The sequence below is a fragment of the Idiomarina sp. OT37-5b genome (assembly GCF_002968395.1).
In the GTDB taxonomy this organism is placed as follows: Bacteria; Pseudomonadota; Gammaproteobacteria; order Enterobacterales; family Alteromonadaceae; genus Idiomarina; species Idiomarina aquatica.
Map to the genome: position 1 here is coordinate 933,361 of NZ_CP027188.1, position 18,004 is coordinate 951,364.

At 53.8% G+C, this 18,004-nt stretch carries 18 protein-coding genes and 3 tRNA genes; 10 read left to right on the forward strand and 11 right to left on the reverse strand.

The window, feature by feature from the left end; translation table 11 throughout:
• Positions 1-30 precede the first annotated feature (30 nt).
• The 5 genes from C5610_RS04195 to C5610_RS04215 form a co-directional block, all read right to left on the reverse strand.
• A tRNA-Gln gene (locus C5610_RS04195) sits at positions 31-105 on the reverse strand.
• 23 nt (positions 106-128) lie between these two features.
• Positions 129-213: transfer RNA gene (locus C5610_RS04200), tRNA-Leu, on the reverse strand.
• A 19-nt stretch (positions 214-232) separates the two neighbouring features.
• Positions 233-309 (reverse strand) — tRNA-Met (locus C5610_RS04205).
• Between the two features lie 161 nt (positions 310-470).
• On the reverse strand, positions 471-1,133 hold the full coding sequence (locus tag C5610_RS04210; protein ID WP_105306046.1) for an SDR family oxidoreductase: 663 nt from the start codon (positions 1,131-1,133) through the stop codon (positions 471-473).
• Position 1,134: 1 nt separating this feature from the next.
• Complete coding sequence (locus C5610_RS04215; RefSeq protein WP_105306047.1) at positions 1,135-2,523, reverse strand: class II fumarate hydratase; 1,389 nt, start codon at positions 2,521-2,523, stop codon at positions 1,135-1,137.
• Between the two features lie 152 nt (positions 2,524-2,675).
• On the opposite strand from C5610_RS04215, the gene C5610_RS04220 reads away from it, so the two are divergent.
• Genes C5610_RS04220 through C5610_RS04235 form a run of 4 tightly spaced genes read left to right on the forward strand, consistent with a single transcriptional unit; the run spans position 2,676 to position 6,878 of the window.
• Positions 2,676-3,353, forward strand: a complete 678-nt coding sequence (locus C5610_RS04220) for a methylamine utilization protein (RefSeq protein ID WP_105306048.1) — start codon at positions 2,676-2,678, stop codon at positions 3,351-3,353.
• The gene (locus tag C5610_RS04225) at positions 3,350-5,626 is read left to right on the forward strand and encodes a putative bifunctional diguanylate cyclase/phosphodiesterase (RefSeq protein ID WP_105306049.1); all 2,277 of its coding nucleotides are present in this window, start codon (positions 3,350-3,352) and stop codon (positions 5,624-5,626) included. Before C5610_RS04220 ends, C5610_RS04225 begins: the two co-directional genes overlap by 4 nt.
• 13 nt (positions 5,627-5,639) lie before the next feature.
• Positions 5,640-6,464, forward strand: coding sequence for a DUF3034 family protein (locus tag C5610_RS04230; protein WP_262340064.1), 825 nt, complete (start codon positions 5,640-5,642; stop codon positions 6,462-6,464).
• A gap of 9 nt (positions 6,465-6,473) precedes the next feature.
• Positions 6,474-6,878 carry a group I truncated hemoglobin gene (locus tag C5610_RS04235; protein ID WP_105306051.1) on the forward strand — a complete coding sequence of 135 codons (405 nt, stop codon included), beginning with the start codon at positions 6,474-6,476 and terminating at the stop codon, positions 6,876-6,878.
• A gap of 51 nt (positions 6,879-6,929) precedes the next feature.
• On the opposite strand, the gene ychF is transcribed toward C5610_RS04235, so the two are convergent.
• From ychF to lolB, 6 genes are all read right to left on the reverse strand, one after another.
• The gene (gene ychF / locus C5610_RS04240) at positions 6,930-8,021 is read right to left on the reverse strand and encodes a redox-regulated ATPase YchF (RefSeq protein ID WP_105306052.1); all 1,092 of its coding nucleotides are present in this window, start codon (positions 8,019-8,021) and stop codon (positions 6,930-6,932) included.
• Positions 8,022-8,027: 6 nt separating this feature from the next.
• Entirely contained in the window at positions 8,028-8,624 is a 597-nt protein-coding gene (gene pth, locus C5610_RS04245) for an aminoacyl-tRNA hydrolase (RefSeq protein ID WP_105306053.1), read from the reverse strand.
• 14 nt (positions 8,625-8,638) lie between these two features.
• Positions 8,639-9,307 carry a 50S ribosomal protein L25/general stress protein Ctc gene (locus C5610_RS04250; RefSeq protein WP_105306054.1) on the reverse strand — a complete coding sequence of 223 codons (669 nt, stop codon included), beginning with the start codon at positions 9,305-9,307 and terminating at the stop codon, positions 8,639-8,641.
• A gap of 166 nt (positions 9,308-9,473) precedes the next feature.
• Positions 9,474-10,421, reverse strand: a complete 948-nt coding sequence (locus tag C5610_RS04255) for a ribose-phosphate pyrophosphokinase (RefSeq protein WP_105306055.1) — start codon at positions 10,419-10,421, stop codon at positions 9,474-9,476.
• Between the two features lie 12 nt (positions 10,422-10,433).
• A complete protein-coding gene (ispE, locus tag C5610_RS04260; RefSeq protein WP_105306056.1) occupies positions 10,434-11,300 on the reverse strand; it encodes a 4-(cytidine 5'-diphospho)-2-C-methyl-D-erythritol kinase in 867 nt (288 codons plus the stop codon).
• Complete coding sequence (lolB, locus tag C5610_RS04265; protein ID WP_158682657.1) at positions 11,281-11,952, reverse strand: lipoprotein insertase outer membrane protein LolB; 672 nt, start codon at positions 11,950-11,952, stop codon at positions 11,281-11,283. Before lolB ends, ispE begins: the two co-directional genes overlap by 20 nt.
• Before the next feature lie 134 nt (positions 11,953-12,086).
• Between lolB and hemA the strand changes: the two genes are divergently transcribed.
• From hemA to C5610_RS04295, 6 genes are read left to right on the forward strand one after another with little or no spacing between them, the layout of a single operon-like run.
• Entirely contained in the window at positions 12,087-13,358 is a 1,272-nt protein-coding gene (gene hemA, locus C5610_RS04270; RefSeq protein WP_105306058.1) for a glutamyl-tRNA reductase, read from the forward strand.
• Positions 13,359-13,367: 9 nt separating this feature from the next.
• Positions 13,368-14,459 carry a peptide chain release factor 1 gene (prfA, locus tag C5610_RS04275; RefSeq protein ID WP_105306059.1) on the forward strand — a complete coding sequence of 364 codons (1,092 nt, stop codon included), beginning with the start codon at positions 13,368-13,370 and terminating at the stop codon, positions 14,457-14,459.
• Positions 14,460-14,462: 3 nt separating this feature from the next.
• Positions 14,463-15,299 carry a peptide chain release factor N(5)-glutamine methyltransferase gene (gene prmC, locus C5610_RS04280; RefSeq protein ID WP_105306060.1) on the forward strand — a complete coding sequence of 279 codons (837 nt, stop codon included), beginning with the start codon at positions 14,463-14,465 and terminating at the stop codon, positions 15,297-15,299.
• 12 nt (positions 15,300-15,311) lie between these two features.
• Positions 15,312-16,790, forward strand: coding sequence for a DUF3369 domain-containing protein (locus C5610_RS04285; RefSeq protein ID WP_105306061.1), 1,479 nt, complete (start codon positions 15,312-15,314; stop codon positions 16,788-16,790).
• Between the two features lie 10 nt (positions 16,791-16,800).
• Positions 16,801-17,175 carry a SirB2 family protein gene (locus C5610_RS04290; protein WP_105306062.1) on the forward strand — a complete coding sequence of 125 codons (375 nt, stop codon included), beginning with the start codon at positions 16,801-16,803 and terminating at the stop codon, positions 17,173-17,175.
• Positions 17,176-17,189: 14 nt separating this feature from the next.
• Complete coding sequence (locus tag C5610_RS04295) at positions 17,190-17,996, forward strand: SirB1 family protein (protein ID WP_105306063.1); 807 nt, start codon at positions 17,190-17,192, stop codon at positions 17,994-17,996.
• Positions 17,997-18,004: the final 8 nt, after the last annotated feature.

The following is an 18,004-nucleotide window of genomic DNA, read 5'->3' on the forward strand; positions in this document are numbered from 1 at the left end:
TCACATTGTAGGTCTACAACGAACAGCTGATGGCTGGGGCACCAGGGATCGAACCTGGGAATCGCGGGATCAAAACCCGCTGCCTTACCGCTTGGCTATGCCCCAATTGTCAGCTATTCAAGAGAGATTGGTGCGGACGGAGAGACTTGAACTCTCACGCCGTGAGGCACTGGAACCTAAATCCAGCGTGTCTACCAATTCCACCACGTCCGCACAACAAGTGACAAAAGTTTGGTGGCTACGGCGGGATTCGAACCTGCGACCCCAGCATTATGAGTGCTGTGCTCTAACCAGCTGAGCTACGTAGCCTAAACTTTGTTGTGCATCTCTCTGTGAGTGCGGCGCGTATTATGCAAATCGCTTTGCCTACCGTCAACCTCTTTTTATGAAAAAAAGAGGGTTTTCGGCGCGACTGCTCAAAAAAACGCAAAAACGATGAATAAACGAACGAATCCGCAGCGCCGAGCCATTTACCAAGGCAATTCTTCACCGTTACTGTGGAAAAAACGACCGCTTTTTTCTATATCCAGTTCATCAATCCGCTGGATCAGCCGTTGCGCAGCTTCACTGGCGGAAATATCACCGCGATGGCCGACCATATCGGTCTGTACATAACCCGGGTGAAGCAATACGACCGCAATGCCCTGGTCTTTTAAGTCCAGCGCCAGTGATTTGCCGGCCGCATTGAGCGCGGCTTTTGACATGCGGTAGCCGTAGCGACTGCCAGAACCGTTATCGGCTATCGACCCCATGCGGCTGGTGATCAATGCGACCTTACTGCCGTCGTGCAGGTTATCGAGTAACGCTTCGGTCACCCGCAGCGGCGCGATGGCATTCACTTCGTACTGCGCGCGCAGGCTGCCTGCGTCGATCTCACCCAGTTCGTCTTTATTCAGTAAACCGGCGTTATTGATAAGAATGTCGACGGTGTTGTCGCCGATGCTTTCCTGCATGCGCAACAAGTCCGCAGCTTTGGTGACATCAATACCTTCGATGATGGTGACATCCAGCTCGGTCAATTGCTTTGAGTTATTGCGGCATACCGCCGTTACGTTATAGCCGGCGTCGCAATACTGTTTGGCAAATTGAAAACCGATGCCGCGGTTGGCACCGGTGATGACCACATGTTTCATACTACTCTCCTTGATTAACTCCGCCCTCAGTGAGCTTTTTCGGATCTAACAGACGCTCGAGTCTGGCGCGGTCGATGTCCGTCATTTGTTCGGCTACGTCAATGATGGCACGGCCTTCTTGATAGGCCTTTTTGGCGATTTCGGCAGCCTTGTTGTAACCGATAACCGGGTTCAGTGCGGTCACTAAAATGGGGTTTTTCGCCAGTGCTTCATTTAGCCGGTCCTGGTTAACGCTAAAGTCCGCGATGGCTTTATCGGCCAACGCCCGACAACTGTTGCTGAGCACGTCAATCGACTGCAGCAGGTTGTAGGCAATCACCGGTAACATCACATTCAGTTGGAAGTTGCCTTGCTGCGCGGCGGTGGTGATGGTGGTGTGATTACCGTTCACCTGTGCTGCCACCATCGCTACGGCTTCCGGAATCACCGGATTGACTTTGCCCGGCATGATGCTGCTACCCGGTTGCAAAGCGGTCAACTGAATTTCGCCCAACCCGGCCAACGGACCGCTGTTCATCCAGCGCAAATCGTTGCTGATTTTTAGCAAGGTGGTGGCCAGCGTATTGAGCTGCCCATGCAACTGTAAATTCAGTTCCTGACCGGCAATACCGGTAAATGGATTTGGCGAGTGCCTGAACTCGCTGCCGGTTAACTCACTCAGATGTTGGGCAAAAGCTTGGGCAAACCCCTGCGGTGCATTGATACCGGTGCCGATGGCGGTACCGCCCTGCGGTAATACCCGGCTGTGTTGCAGCAGTTGTGGCAGTTGTTGCGCGCTATGATCCAATTGCCCGGCCCAACTGTCCAGCTCCTGTGCCAGTGTCATCGGCATCGCATCCATTAAGTGGGTGCGGCCGGTTTTGACCACCTCACGCAGCGATACCGCTTTAGCCCGGATGCTTTCAATAAGATGCTTGAGCGCCGGTTGCAACTGCTGCTCGGTATTCAACACACTGGCCAGCTGAATGGCGGTCGGGATGACATCATTGCTGGACTGGCTCTGATTGACATGGTCATTCGGGTGTACGTCGACACCTTGCTGTTTGCAGAGGTTGGCAATCACCTCGTTGACGTTCATATTGGAACTGGTGCCGGAGCCGGTCTGAAAAACGTCGATCGGAAAATGTTCCCGGTGCTGTCCGTCGATCAGTTGTTGGGCGGCGGCAACGATGGCATCGGCCTGCGCCTGGCTTAAACTGCCGACCTCGACGTTGGCTTTAGCGGCGGCCGCCTTAACGTAGGCGATGGCGGTTATCATTTCGCTCGGCAGGGTAAGCCGACTGATGTTAAAATTGTCCACCGCCCGTTGAGTCTGAGCCGCATACAGGGCATGTTCCGGCACCTGTACGTCGCCCATGCTGTCGCGTTCAGTACGATATCCTTCCGTCATGGCGTGCACCTCCTTTAAGGTAAACGGCAAAAGTTTCGCTATAGGTATAACACACTACGCCGCTCATGGAGTGAAGATCACCGCTTGCGGCGCTTGCACATTCGGCCGCAACGGGTAATCTAGAACGATCGATAAAAAATAAGGATGAGCTTTTGACCTTACGCCACTTTTTCATTGTGTTGACGGCCTGTTCCGGTATCGCCGTTGCGGCAGCGACGGCTGCCAACGAAATGACCGTTAATATTGTCGATAAAACGGGCCAACCGCTCGCCAATGCAGTGTTGATGATTGATGATGGGCTGTTAACAGAAGCGGCTCGCAGTGAAGCATCGGCGCACATCATTGACCAGGTTGATCGTCAGTTTACGCCGTTCATGACGGCGGTAAAGACGGGCAGTACCATTACCTTTCCGAACAGCGATAATATTCGCCACCATGTGTACTCCTTTTCACAGCCAAAGCCGTTTGAATTAAAACTGTACGCGGACGGTGAGCGTCCGTCGCTGCGGTTTGAGCAACCGGGGCTGGTCACTCTGGGATGCAATATTCACGACCAAATGATTGCCCACATTGTTATCAGTGACCGCCGCACCGCCTTTGTCAGTGATCCGCGCGGCAAGATCACGCTGAGTCTGGCTCAGTCCGCGGCATCGTCGGTGTCGGCGACGCTCTGGCATCCGTGGCAGGGTGCTGATCTCAGTCACGCACGGTCGGTGCAACTTAATCCCACTGAGCAGCAGACATTACAACTTGAGGTAACGGCGCCGGCACCGCCGGAGCCGCCAAAATCGCGTTTACAGCAACGCTTTAACCGCACGGGTAATCAATGATTAACAGCTTTCGTACGCGTCTGATCGTTATTCTGCTGCTGTTGGTTGCCGGTGCCATTACGGTGTCACTGACGGCCATCGGCATTGCGGTAAAGCAACAAGTGCAGCGTTCTATTCAGCAGGAGCTGAGCGTCAGTGACCGGGTGTTTCGTGAATTGTTGGACAACCGCAGTGCGTTGTTAAAACAGGCGGCCGAAGTATTAACGGACGATTTTGGCTTCAAACGGGCGGTGGCTACCGGTGATCGCGACACCATTGTGTCGGCGCTGGTTAATCATGGTGAACGCATCGATACCGAGTTAATGGTGTTACGGGCGCCCGATGGGCGTGAAATCGCCGCAACCCATTCGTTGTCGGCGGCGACGATTGAGAACACGCAAAACGACAGCCGTCAGCAGCTCGCCTTGATCGAAGGCCAATTGTTCCAGCTGATTACTGTTCCGGTGAACGCGCCGCAACTGATTGCGCGGGCAACTCTGGGGTTTGCCGTTGATTCTGCGTTAGCGCAGCAATTACAGAGCCTGGCAAACGCCGACATCAGTCTGTGGCTGGAATCGACGCAGGGCATACTGGCTTCCAGCTTGAGTGAAGAGCAGCAACAGCAATTGCAACAGAATCTGGCCACTTCAACCGCGGTGGAACATTGGTTACAACAGCAGTCACTGGTGGGACAGGAAGCGCTATTGGTTACTGCCGATAATGAAACCGTGCATGTTCTGTTGTCGGCCTCGCTGGCGGAGGCGATGGCGGAATTCGAGCGGCTGCAGTTACAAATGGTCGTCATTGCGCTACTGGCATTGTTGCTGGCAACCTTGGTGGCGCTGGTGATGGCGCGCAGTGTATCACGGCCGCTGGACAAACTGACCCGTGCGGCCAAGCAATTGCAGCGCGGCGACTACAGTAAATTGCGGTTGGAGCAACGCGGCGATGAATTCGGTGAACTGGCGACGACCTTTGATTCAATGCGGGATGCGATTTCGCAGCGTGAGCAACGAATTTCCTTCCAGGCCACTCATGATCAACTGACCGCGCTGCCGAACCGACGCTATTTTGCGAAGCAGTTACAGGCGAAATTGCAGGCCGGGGAATCCGGAAGTCTGTTGTTGCTTAATATCCATCAATTTCGACGCTTAAATGACACCCTCGGGCAGCAGGTGGGTGATCAGGTGCTGCGGCAGATTGCCAACCGGCTCGGCTCCGTTAACGGCGTCAGTTTGCTGGCGAGGGTCGGCGGCGACGAGTTTGCATTGGTGTTGAAGCAGCCCATTGAGTCGGCACAGGATGCCTTTGTCGAGGATTTGCTGGAGCAGTTGCAAGCGCCGGTAAAAGTGGGTGAAAGCGACTACCCGGTCAGTTTTCACTGTGGGGTGGTGCGCTTTCCGCAGCAGGGAGACGAGTTTGATACCTTGCTGCGGCGGGTTCAAGTGAGCGCACAGCAGGCCAAACACGAGCAAACCTTTCTGTATTGCTACAGCAGTGGCCTGGATGAACAGCATTTGCGTCAATTGCATATTCTTGAGCAACTGCAGCAGGCAGTGGTGCGCGATGAACTGACGCTGCTGTTGCAGCCCAAAATTGACTGTCGCAGTGGCCGTACGATAGGCGCTGAATTGCTGTTGCGCTGGCATAACCAACAATTGGGTTTTGTCGGGCCGGATGAGTTCATTCCGTTGGCTGAGCAGTCAGGGTTGATAAAGCGATTGACGCGGTGGGTCTGTGAACGGGCGGTTGAGCTGCTGGAGCAACTGCCGGTAGACAGTGAACACTTTAGTCTCAGTGTGAACTTGTCGGCGGTTGACCTGCTCAGTGATGAGATTCTGGCGCTGATTGCCGACCTTGAGGTGCAGCGCCCGCAACTGAATCGCAATCTGGTACTGGAAGTGACCGAGAGTGCCATTGTCAGTGATCCAGACAACGCCATCGCCCGTCTTAACTGGTTACGCAATAAAGGCTACGGCGTATCCATAGACGACTACGGCACGGGCTATTCATCGCTGGCGCAGATGCGTCAGTTGCCGGTGACCGAACTTAAAATTGACCGTGCCTTTGTCCAACCGTTAGCCGACAGTGCGGTGGATCAATCCATTGTCCGCTCGACCATTCAATTGGCTCACGAACTGGGTTTGTACGTGGTGGCCGAAGGGGTCGAGGATGAACCAAGCTGGCGCTGGCTGCAGCAGCAGGGCTGCGATGAATTACAAGGTTTTTATTTCAGCAAACCAATATCAGCAATTGATTTTGCGCAACGTTTACAAGGAGAGGCTCATGCATAAATGGCGGGCGGGCATGGTATTGGTGGCGTTTACACTGGTGCCCGGTGTCAGTTTTGCTGACAGCGGTTCAAAGTTACTCGCCACCGGCGGTGCCAGCACCATCGAAGGTGCCGGTGGTGGAGGCATTGTGCCCTGGGCGACGTTAAGCAGTTACGCGGATGTCGGCGAGTGGGGGGCAACGGTTAACGTCAGCGAAGTGGCGGTTGATGACTTTCGCTTGAGCGTACAGGGCGCGAGCTTATCCTGGAACAACCGTGTTGAAGTGTCCTATGCCAGACAGACCTTTGATCTGTCGACCATCGGCGGCGAATTGGAACAGAATATTCTGGGTGTCAAAGCGCGGCTGTTCGGCGATTTACTCTACGGTAACTTGCCGCAGGTGAGTGTCGGGTTACAACACAAAAGCAACCAGAGCTTTGCGCTGCCATCCGCGGTGGGGGCCACCGACGACAGCGATACCGATTATTACCTGAGCGCCGCCAAGGCCTGGCTGGACGGGCCTTTTCACCGAACCTGGGTAGCCAATGTCACGGCGCGGCGAACGCGTGCTAACCAAATCGGCTTGCTTGGCTTTGGCGGCGATGTTGACGATTCAGCAGAGTGGGTGGCCGAGGCTTCGGTAGCGGCTTTTATCAACCGCTACTGGGCCGTCGGCGTTGAATACCGACAGAAGCCGGACAACTTATCCTTTGCCGACGAGCAGGACTGGCGTGATGTGTTTGTCGCCTATTTTCCATCAAAGCGAGTATCGGTCGTTGGTGCCTACACCGATTTGGGCTCGATTGCCGGGCTCGATGATCAAACCGGTTGGTATCTGTCATTGCAGGCCGCATTTTAAGGAGACGCTATGAAAGCACTGATGTTAACTGCCGCGTTATTGCTGACACCACTGGCATCGGCACAGAGTTTGTACGACCAACTGGGGCAAAAACAAGGCATTTCGGCTATCGTTGAAGAGATGCTTTACCGCGTTGGCGGTGACGAACGCATTGTGCATCACTTTGATGGGGTAGACATTATGCGGGTGCATCAACTGATCACCGAGCAGGTCTGCAACGTGGTTGGCGGCCCCTGTGAGTACAGCGGCGAAAGCATGCGTGTGTCTCATGAAGGTATGGGCGTTACCCACGCCGACTTCAATGCGTTGGTGGAACACCTGATCGTGGCGATGGAAAAGCACGATGTACCGGTGGCTGCCCAGAATCAATTGCTGGCAAAGCTGGCACCGATGTATGACGACATTGTTGAATGAGCATAAAAAAGCCGCTCGATGATGGAGCGGCTTGTTCGATAACTTTGGTACTTAAACGTTAAAGCGGAAGTGAATCACATCGCCGTCTTTAACGATGTATTCTTTACCTTCGAGACGCCATTTACCGGCATCTTTCGCACCTTGTTCGCCATTATGCGCAACAAAGTCCTCATAGCCAACCACTTCGGCACGGATAAAGCCTTTCTCGAAGTCAGTGTGGATGCGGCCTGCCGCTTGTGGTGCGGTCGCGCCCACTTTGACCGTCCAGGCACGAACTTCTTTTGGACCGGCGGTGAAATAGGTTTGCAGGTTCAACAACTCGTAACCGGCACGGATAACACGGTTAAGTCCTGGTTCGTCCTGCCCGATCTCAGACAGAAACTCTTCTTTGTCGGCGTCATCCAGTTCCGCAATTTCTGATTCGATAGCGGCACAAACCGGCACCACGACCGCGTTTTCTTTGCTGGCGATTTCGCGCACTTTATCCAGGTGCGGGTTGTTCTCAAAGCCATCTTCATTGACGTTGGCGATGTACATGGTGGGCTTGAGCGTCAGCAGGTTATACGAACGAATGGTCGCTAACTCATCTTTCGTTAAGCTCACCGAACGTGCCATTTCACCTTCGTCCAGTGCTGGCTTTAATTTTTCCAGTACGGCGATTTCGGCTTTGGCTTGAGCGTCACCGCCCTTGGCTTTTTTACCCAAACGATGCAACGACTTTTCGACCGAGTCTAAGTCGGCCAATGCCAATTCGGTGTTAATGGTGTCGATGTCGTCGGCCGGGTTGACGCCACCGCTGACGTGCACGATGTTATCGTCTTCGAAGCAGCGTACCACGTGACCGATGGCATCGGTTTCACGAATATTGGCTAAAAACTGGTTACCCAGACCTTCGCCCTGTGATGCACCCTTAACCAAACCTGCGATGTCAACAAACTCCATGGTGGTGGGTAAAAGCCGTTGCGGATTGACGATTTCGGCCAATTTATCCAGCCGCGGATCAGGCACAGGCACCACACCGGTGTTGGGTTCGATGGTACAAAACGGAAAGTTAGCGGCTTCGATACCGGCTTTGGTTAATGCGTTAAAAAGTGTCGATTTACCTACGTTAGGTAAGCCAACAATACCACAGCGAAATCCCATGATCTGTTAACCTTTCTGTTGTGGACGGTAGCTGTGCAGGCGCTGTAATGCCTCGGTCCAGCCTTGTTCCATTAATGTATCGATACTGCGACTGGCCTCATCGATGCAATCGTCGATCAGTCGCTGTTCTGTCGCGGGCGCTTTGCCGAGCACAAATCCGGTAACTTGAGACTTATGACCGGGATGCCCGATACCAATGCGCAGCCGCATAAAATCGGCACTGCCGATCTGCGCTATGATGTCTTTAATGCCGTTATGACCACCTGCACCGCCGCCTTTCTTGAATTTGGCAACACCAGGCGGTAAGTCGAGCTCGTCATAAGCCACTAAAATCGCATCGGCAGGAATTTTGTAAAAGTTGGCAATGTGTGCCACTGAAAAGCCACTGCGATTCATGAACGTTTGTGGTAGCACGATACGCAGATCGTGCGCACCTTGCTGATAACGGCCAACCCAGGCTTTGGATTTGTTATCGGGAGAGAGGCTAATGCCGTGTCGACGACAAAACGCTTCAACTAACCAAAAACCCGCGTTATGGCGGGTTTTTTCGTATTCGGGGCCTGGATTTCCCAGGCCCACTAATAGCTTAATGCTCGTTCCCATAGCAGGACGTCAGCTTACTCTTTGTCAGCGTCGTCTTTGCTTTTCTCGGCTGGGACGGCGTCAGCGGCTACGCTGTCTTCTTCGCTTGTTTCTTTCTCTACGCGTGGCGCAGTGATAGAAACAACCGCCTGGTCGTGGTCTTCGCCTTTCGTCAGCTCAACCAGTTCAACGCCCGTTGGCAGTTTCAGGTCAGACAGGTGCAGTGTGTCGCCGATGCTCATGTCTGCTACGTCAACTTCCAGGTACTCTGGTAAGTCTTTTGGCAATACCATGATTTCTACATCGTTAACGTGGTGAACAACAACACCGCCTTCTTCTTTAACGCCTTTCGCCGTGGTTTCGTTCAAGAAGTGCAGAGGCAGGTTAGTGTGCAACTTGTGACCTTTTTCAACACGTTGGAAGTCTAAGTGAGTCAACTTAGGCTTGTACGGGTGACGTTGCATGTCTTTCAGGATGGCTTGTTCTTTTTTGCCATCGATGTCTAACGTCAGGATGTGTGAATAAAAGGCTTCGTAGTCGGCCATGTTATTCACTTTGTTGTGGTCAAGTTCCAGTGCGACAGGTTCGCCTTTACCACCGTAAAGGATAGCTGGCACTTTGTCCGCGTGACGTAGGCGGCGGCTCGCACCTTTCCCCTTGTCCGCACGAACGGTAGCTTTGATTGTAAAGTCTAATTTAGCCATGATAGTGGGCTCTCATTGTTAATGTGTTAATTTGTCGTCACTCGCGACCAAGTGGCGACCCAGATACTTCAAAACCGACTCTTGAGCCGGTTTCAGAAGGCGCGCAATAGTACCACCGCAGCGGTACCATTGCAATGGCTTATGCGGTCTTACTGAGCGGTTTCACTCAGTAATCAAACATCGCCGAAATGGATTCTTCATTACTGACCCGACGCAGTGCTTCTGACAGCATGCCGGATAGCGTCAACTGGGTGACTTTACCGGTTGCTTTCATTTCTTCACTGAGCGGGATGCTGTCGGTAACGATGAATTCATCGATGTCCGATTCCATGATGTTTTTAACCGCATTGCCGGAAAATACCGGGTGAGTGGCGTAGGCAAACACGCGCTTGGCACCGTGTTGCTTGAGAGCTTCCGCGGCTTTACACAGCGTACCGCCGGTATCAATCATGTCGTCGACGATGATGCAGTCACGACCTTTAACGTCACCGATAATGTGCATGACCTGAGAAACGTTAGCGGATGGGCGGCGTTTATCAATGATGGCTAAATCGGTGTCGTCCATCAGTTTGGCGAATGCGCGGGCGCGCACCACACCGCCGATGTCCGGTGATACTACGGCAGGATTCTCAAACTGTTGCTTGCGCATGTGTTCCAGCAGTACCGGTGTACCAAACACATTATCAACCGGTACGTCAAAGAAGCCTTGAATCTGCTCGGCGTGTAGGTCAACGGTAAGCACGCGGTCAACACCGACGCTGGACAGGAAGTCAGCGACGACTTTCGCGGTGATTGGAACACGTGCTGAGCGCACGCGACGATCCTGACGGGCATAACCAAAGTACGGCATGACCGCGGTGATGCGTCCGGCCGACGCGCGGCGCAGAGCGTCAACCATAACGATAAGCTCCATCAGGTTATCGTTAGTGGGAGCACAGGTTGACTGCAATAAAAAAACGTCCGAGCCACGGACGTTTTCATTGATAGAGACACTGATTTCACCGTCGCTAAAGCGGCCGACGGAGGCTTCGCCCAGCTTAATATACAGGCGATCGGCGATCTTCTGGGCAAGTTCTGGTGTGGCGTTACCAGCAAAGAGTTTCATGTCAGGCACAACAAACCTCGACTAATATTGGGTTAATGTCCGGATAAGCGATGAACGGTTCTGGCCTTGCGCAACAAAACTTTGCAGGTCGCTAAACTGCTGTTGCGCGCTGAGTGCAGCATCTTGCGTGTCAAAGCGTGCAAATAAACACGCGCCGCTGCCAGTGAGCCGAGTCGGTGCGTATTGTAGCAACCGCTCGCGCAATTTGGCAACTTCGGGGTATAGAGCACAGACCACCGGTTCAAACACGTTGGCGGTGTTGTCCAGTGACCAGTCGTCGACGCTCAGTTGGACACAGTCGCGCTGTAGGTGCGGATGCTGGAACAGCGCGGCGGTCGCAATCGACACCTTCGGTTTTACCACCAGGTACCAGGGGGTTGCCGGTTCGACGTTAATGAACCGTTCGCCGACCCCTTCAGCAAAAGCCGCGTGGCCATGAATAAAAATGGGCACATCAGCACCCAGAGTCAGCCCCAGCTGCAATAACTCGGCCTGCGACAGCGGCTGCTGCCATAAGTGATTTAGGCCAACCAGGGTGGTGGCGGCATCGGACGAACCACCGCCGAGGCCGGCGCCCTGCGGTAAGCGCTTACTCAGCGTGATGTCAGCCCCAGTAGTGGCGAGGCCTTTCGCCGCGGCGGCCTGTTGCAAGGCGTTGGCGGCCCGAACCACGAGGTTATCGGCGTAGGCAACGCCACTGTGGCTATCCTGCAACTGGATGCGCTGATCCGTGCGCCGGGAAAACTGCAGTTGATCACCGTAGTCTAAAAACTGAAAAACCGTTTGCAGGTTATGGTAACCGTCGTGGCGACGGCCGACGATGTGTAAAAACAAGTTGAGTTTTGCCGGTGCCGGCAACGTCATGGTGTCAGTCTTGTACGGCGTCATTAGGTGCTAATTCCGGGCTGATTTGCCAATCATTTAACTGCAGTTTAATGCGTAACTGGTTGGATTCTAAATGAATTTGTTGCGGCAATAATTGCTCGCCGTAAAACCATTGCAGTGACCACAGTTGTCCGGCGGCGGTGTGCACGTCGGCCTTGGCGATGCGGCCGCCGGCAATAAAGGCGCGCTGTTGCAACGATGGGGTGACTTTACCCAATACCCATTGGCTCAGGGCATTAACCGGCAGTTTAAGGCCGAGCACCCGATGCAGCAGGCGCTCGGCTGAACGATCCTGATACTGTTCGCCGTCGGCGTTAAGTTGCGCGCCCTGCGGTGTGATGGTCAGGCTGGCCAATTGACCTTTTAACGGGTGTGAAAAGCGCAGGTTTTGGTGTTGGTCGGGTTGCCGCTGCCAATCCCAGTTAAGATACAAACCGTCGCGTTCATCGTTGGCTTTTTGCACGATCGCAAGCCGCGCCGATAAGCGCCATCGAAAAATTGAATCCAACCGCTGCTGGTGTTCTGTCACGGCGGCATAATCGGTATTTTCAAGAATCGTCTGTGGCGCCGGTGTGGGCATCGAACAGCCCGCCAGCATTAGTGCCCAAAAGCTTGTGACGGTGTAAAGCGAACGGCGGTAGAAAGCGGTTAACACTCGAGCTAATTCCTGACCAGTTAATCTCCTATTCAGTGGAACAGAAAGCGGCGCCACTTTCAATGATAAAGGCTTTCACGTACAATCGGCGCACTTATAACTGACCACGTTGAGATAACGAGTTTCTGCAGCGGATGACCATTTCAGCTCTGGGTATCAATCACAAAACGGCGCCAGTCGATCTGCGCGAGCGAGTTGCTTTTACGACCGAGCAGCTCGATTCGGCGTTGCAGGCCATCCGCCAATTGCAGGGCGTGGAAGAGGCCGTCATTGTATCGACCTGTAACCGCACCGAACTCTACTGTCAGGGTGATGTATCGGCCGATCTGTTGCTCGGTTGGCTGTCCGGCTTTCATGGACTGGCGCCGGATGCGCTGGCGCAGCACCATTATGCCTATGAAGACGAGCAGGCCATCAGCCATTTGATGTCGGTAGCCAGTGGGCTGGATTCGCTGGTGCTGGGCGAGCCGCAGATTCTTGGCCAGGTCAAGCAGTCGTATCAACTGGCCAAACGTCAGGCCGCGGTGGGCGGAATTCTCGAACGCCTGTTTCAGCACACCTTTCGGGTAGCCAAAACCGTGCGTAACGAAACCGAGGTGGGGCAGAACGCGGTATCGGTGGCTTATGCCGCGGTCAGTCTGGCTAAACACATTTTTGCTAAGCTGGATAAGTCCAGTGTGCTGTTGATTGGTGCCGGTGATACCTCCGAACTGGTGGCACAGCACCTGAAACAGCAAGGTGTGGTGGATATCACCGTGGCCAACCGGACGTTACAGCGCGCCAGTGAGTTGGCAGAAAAGGTCGGCGGTCGCGCGCACAGCTTATCCGAACTGGGCGAGTTATTGCCGAGCGCCGATATTGTCGTCAGCTCGACCGCCAGTACGCTGCCAATTGTCGGCAAAGGCAGTATTGAACAGGCGTTGAAAAAGCGTCGCCACAAACCGATGTTGTTGATTGATCTGGCCGTACCGCGTGATATCGAAGAGCAGGTCAACGAACTGGATGACGCCTATTTATACACGGTTGATGATCTGCAGAACATCATCAGTGAGAACATCAAGAACCGTGAGCAAGCGGCGCGTCAGGCGCAGGTGATCATTCAGCAGCAAAGCCGGGAATTTGGTGAATGGCTGAAGTCACTGAACAGTGTTGAACTGATCCGTGGCTACCGTCAACATGCCCAGGCCATTGCCGAACAACAGACCGAACGCGCCCTGCAATTGCTGGCGCAGGGCAAAGCACCGGAGCAGGTGATACAATTGCTGACCCATCGCTTAACGCAACAATTGACGCACCAGCCGACGCAGTTGCTAAAATTAGCCGGTGAACAGAATGATCAGAAGGCACTGGCGTTATTGCAACAGCTGGTGCCGGATACCACAGAACACAGTGAAAACAAGGATTAAAAACCGTTAATGAATCCATCCATTGAACGTAAGCTTGAGGGCTTACTCGAGCGTTATCAAGAAGTGCAGGCGTTACTGGGCGAAGCTGATGTGATAGCCGATCAGAATCGGTTCCGGGCGTTGTCGAAAGAGTATTCGCAGTTGGAGGAGCTGGTTGACAGTTTCGAGCAATACAAACAGGCACAGGCCGACCTTGCTGCAGCGCATGAGATGGCCAACGATGATGACGCCGAGATGCGCGAAATGGCGGCGGAAGAAATCAAAACTGGCGCAGCGCAGGTTGAGCAATTGGAGCAACAGCTACAAGTGCTGTTGTTGCCGAAGGACCCTAACGACGATCGGGCTTGCTACCTGGAGATCCGTGCCGGTGCCGGTGGTGATGAGGCGGCGATTTTTGCCGGCGACCTGTTCCGTATGTACAGCCGTTTCGCCGAAGCCAGTGGCTGGAAAATCAGTGTTGTGTCCGCTAACGAAGGCGAGCACGGCGGCTATAAAGAAGTCATTGCCCACATGAGCGGTGATGGCGTTTATGGCAAAATGAAGTTTGAATCCGGTGGTCACCGCGTGCAACGAGTTCCGGAAACCGAGTCACAGGGGCGTGTGCACACCTCGGCTTGTACGGTAGCGGTGTTGCCGGAAATTCCCGAAGCCGAAGCCATTGAAATTAACCCGGCGGATTTGCGTGTCGACACCTTCCGAGCTTCGGGCGCCGGTGGTCAGCACGTTAACCGAACCGATTCTGCCATTCGTATAACCCACTTGCCGTCCGGCGTGGTGGTTGAATGTCAGGAAGAGCGCTCGCAGCACAAAAACCGCGCCAAAGCGATGTCGGTACTGCAGTCGCGACTGCAGAAAATGGAAGACGAAAAGCGCCAACAGGAAGAAGCCAGCACTCGTCGTAACCTGGTCGGCAGTGGTGATCGTTCGGAGCGTATTCGAACTTACAACTATCCACAAAGCCGGGTCACCGATCACCGCATCAATCTGACCTTATACCGCTTGGATGAAGTACTGGCCGGTAGCCTCGATTTGATTCTCGATCCGATTATTACGGAGCACCAGGCGGATCAATTGGCGGCGTTAGCACAGGATCAGCACTAACCGATGAAAAGCCTTGCTGATGCGCAGGCGTGGTGCCAACAACAACTAGCCGACAGCGAAAGCCCAGCTGCAGACAGCCGGGCTTTGCTGTGTTTTGTGTTACAGAAAAATCGCACTTACCTGATGACCTGGCCGGAGCAACGGCTAACCGAGCAACAATGGCAGCAACTGCAGCAACTGGTGGCGAGACGTCAGCAGGGTCATCCGGTGGCTCACCTTACCGGTGAACGGGAATTTTGGTCGCTGCCGCTGGCCGTGAATGACAGCACTCTGATTCCGCGGCCGGATACCGAAACCTTAGTAGAGGCTGCGTTGTCATTGGAGTTACCCGACGACGCGCGGGTTCTTGATCTGGGTACCGGCACCGGCGCTATTGCGCTGGCGCTGAAATCGGAACGGCCGGCCTGGCAAATTACCGCGCTGGATAAACAGCCGGCGGCGGTGGCGCTGGCGCAACACAATGCAGCGCGCTTAGCGCTGCCGATTCAGGTGCTGCAAAGCCATTGGTTTGATGCCTTGCCGAACACAGCCGGGTTTGATTTGATTGTCTCTAATCCACCTTATATCGATGCCCACGATCCGCACTTACAGCAGGGCGACGTGCGATTTGAGCCACACAGTGCGCTGATCGCTGAGCAGCAGGGGCTGGCGGATATTGCGCATATCATTGAGCAGGGACGCTACTATTTACGTGAGCACGGCTGGTTACTGCTCGAACAAGGCTGGCAACAGGCGCCGGCTGTCGTTGAGCTACTGACGGAAAAGGGTTATAAACATATTAACCGCTGGACAGATTATGGTAACGTAGAGCGAGTCACGGGCGGACAGAAGGCAAGCTAGAGAGGGAATATTATGAGCAATCAGTTTATGTTTGCGGATGAACCTGGGCAGCAGACACCCAATATTCCGACGGAGAATTGGAAAATTCTTATTGTCGACGACGAGCCGGAAGTTCACGCAGTGACTAAGCTTGCCTTAAGCGACTTTAACTTTCTTGGCCGTGGGCTGGAATTTCACAGTGCATTTTCCGGGCAGGAAGCCTGCGAACTTATCGAGCAACATCCCGACGCGGCCATTTTGCTGCTGGACGTGGTGATGGAAACGGACGATGCCGGGCTTAAGGTTGCCCGCTATATTCGTGAGCAGGCACAAAATCATTACACCCGTATTATTCTGCGCACCGGTCAGCCCGGCCAGGCACCGGAACGCACCGTCATCGTCAATTACGATATTAACGACTATAAGTCGAAGACCGAATTAACGGCGCAGAAACTGTTCACAGCGGTGATGTCATCGCTGCGCTCTTATCGCGATATTATGTCGATTGACCAAAGCCGCCACGGACTGGAAAAAATCATCGCAGCGTCGTCGAACCTTTATGCGCTGCAGCCGATGAATAGTTTTGTCGATGGCCTGGTGCAGCAATTAAGCTGGGTGATCGGCGGCGCCCGCCAAACTCTGTACGCCACCGCCGATGCGCAGGGGCGCACCTATAAAGTAGTTGCCGCCTATGGCGAGGATGCTAACGTTGCCGTAGGGCAGACCTTGCGGTCGGTATTACCGGCCGAAGCACTGGCAGAATTGGATGACGTGGTCGCGAATCACGGCAGTTATTACGGCGATGACTTCGTCTTATTGTATTGCCGCAGCCACTGTCGGCCTTATGGCTCGGTGCTGTTTATCGGAGGCATTTCACGGCAATTGACCGAAGACGACCATCATGTTTTACAACTGTTTTCGGAAAATGTGCAGTTGGCGCAGGACAATGTGGTTTGCCTGGAAGATTCGGATCAGTTCTTAGCGCGCTTGGGTGATCAATTGATGGAGTTGCGCAGTGCCCGTTTTGCGGTCGACGAATTACCGCCGGCGGCGGCATTGAGTTATCAGGTCGCCGGACTGGTCAGCCCCGATAATGAGGCAAAAAATACCGCGCTGGCCTGGTTCCTTTATGAACCGGCCGGGCCGTTATTGCAATGCGCGCCGGAATCCGTTGCCGCCAACGAAACCACCTGTCAACAGCGGGTAGCGCGTTCACTGCGGGCTTTGGCGCATGGTCAGCATGTAGCAACACAGGTTGCGCACCGGGCGTTAATCGAACGCCTCGAACGTTGGGATGGTATGGGGCTGCCGGACGGTAAGCAGGGCACCGCCATCGGCACCAGTACGCAGGTATTGCTGCTGACGGAACAATTGCTCGACTGGCAACAACAGGGCCTGTCAGAAAACGACATCAAAACCCGTTTGCAGGCCGAGAAAGGACGCTACTACTCGCCGCAGTTTCTCGACGCCGTGGTGCCGGAACTGGCGCAGTTAATTAAACACTCATTTTAAGGAGAGCATTGTGTACGTTGCGTTTAAACATATGCACGTTTTGTTCGTGGTCATTTCGGTGACGCTGTTTTTATTGCGTTTTATCTGGAAACAACTGGACTCCGATCTATTACAAAAACGCTGGGTCAAAATCGTCCCGCACATTAACGACACCTTGCTACTGGCCAGTGCCATTGTGATGCTGGTGTTGACCCACCGTGCGCCCTTTGCCGACCCGTGGGTGACCGAGAAAGTGTTAGGGGTTATTGGTTACATTCTGTTTGGCCTGCTGGCACTTAAAGGCTCAAGCAAAGCCGTAAGTTGGATTGGCTTTATTGGTGCCTGTGCCTGGCTGGCGGCATTGTTTCATGTCGCGGTCAGTAAAATGCCGTTGCTCCTAAGTTAAGACAAAAGGTAAACATGCAGTATTCGTTTCTTCAGCAATGCGAACAGGAAGTTCTGCCAACCAGTGAAATACTCTGGGAAATCAGCCGTCAGCTTGACTTCAATGACGGCTGTTCTTTAACCGATTTTAGACAGCAACTGAACGACTTTAGCGGTTTTAGTGAAGACGCTGACGGGGTTCAGAAAGTCAGTCAGATCAGTGCCTATTTTTATCGTCAGTTAGGCTACAGTGACGCGCCGGAAACCTGGATTAAATCCAACCGTATTGCCATTGATCAGGTCGCCGCGTTCCGTACCGGAATCCCGCTGGTATTGGCGGTGTTGTTGCGGGAATGTGCGTTGCAGTATGGGCTCGATCTGCAGGTGGTGGATTTTCCCGGGTACCCGCTGTTAAAGCTCAACGATGACGACAATAAGACCCATTTTATCGATCCGCAGAATGGCCAGATGGTGTGCTACCAGGAGGTCATGGAACGCTTCGAAGACGTGATGGAAGGCGATGCTGAGTTTTGTTGGGAATGGGCCGAACCGACCCCGCAAAAGGCGTTGGTCGAAGCTTACCTGACCGAATTAAAGCATTGTCTAATGGCAGAAGCGCGGTTTGAAAAAGCCCTGCGCTGTGTGCAAATGCTGTTGACCTTGCTACCGGACGATCCGTATGAGATCCGTGACCGTGGTTATTTGTACGAAGAACTCGGCTGCCAGCATGTGGCCGTAGATGACTACCAATACTTTGTTGATAAGTGCCCCGATGATCCGAGTGCCGAACTATTAAAATTACAACTTGAGAGTTACTCAGGCCCTCACGATGTGTTTCACTAAAGGAGAGA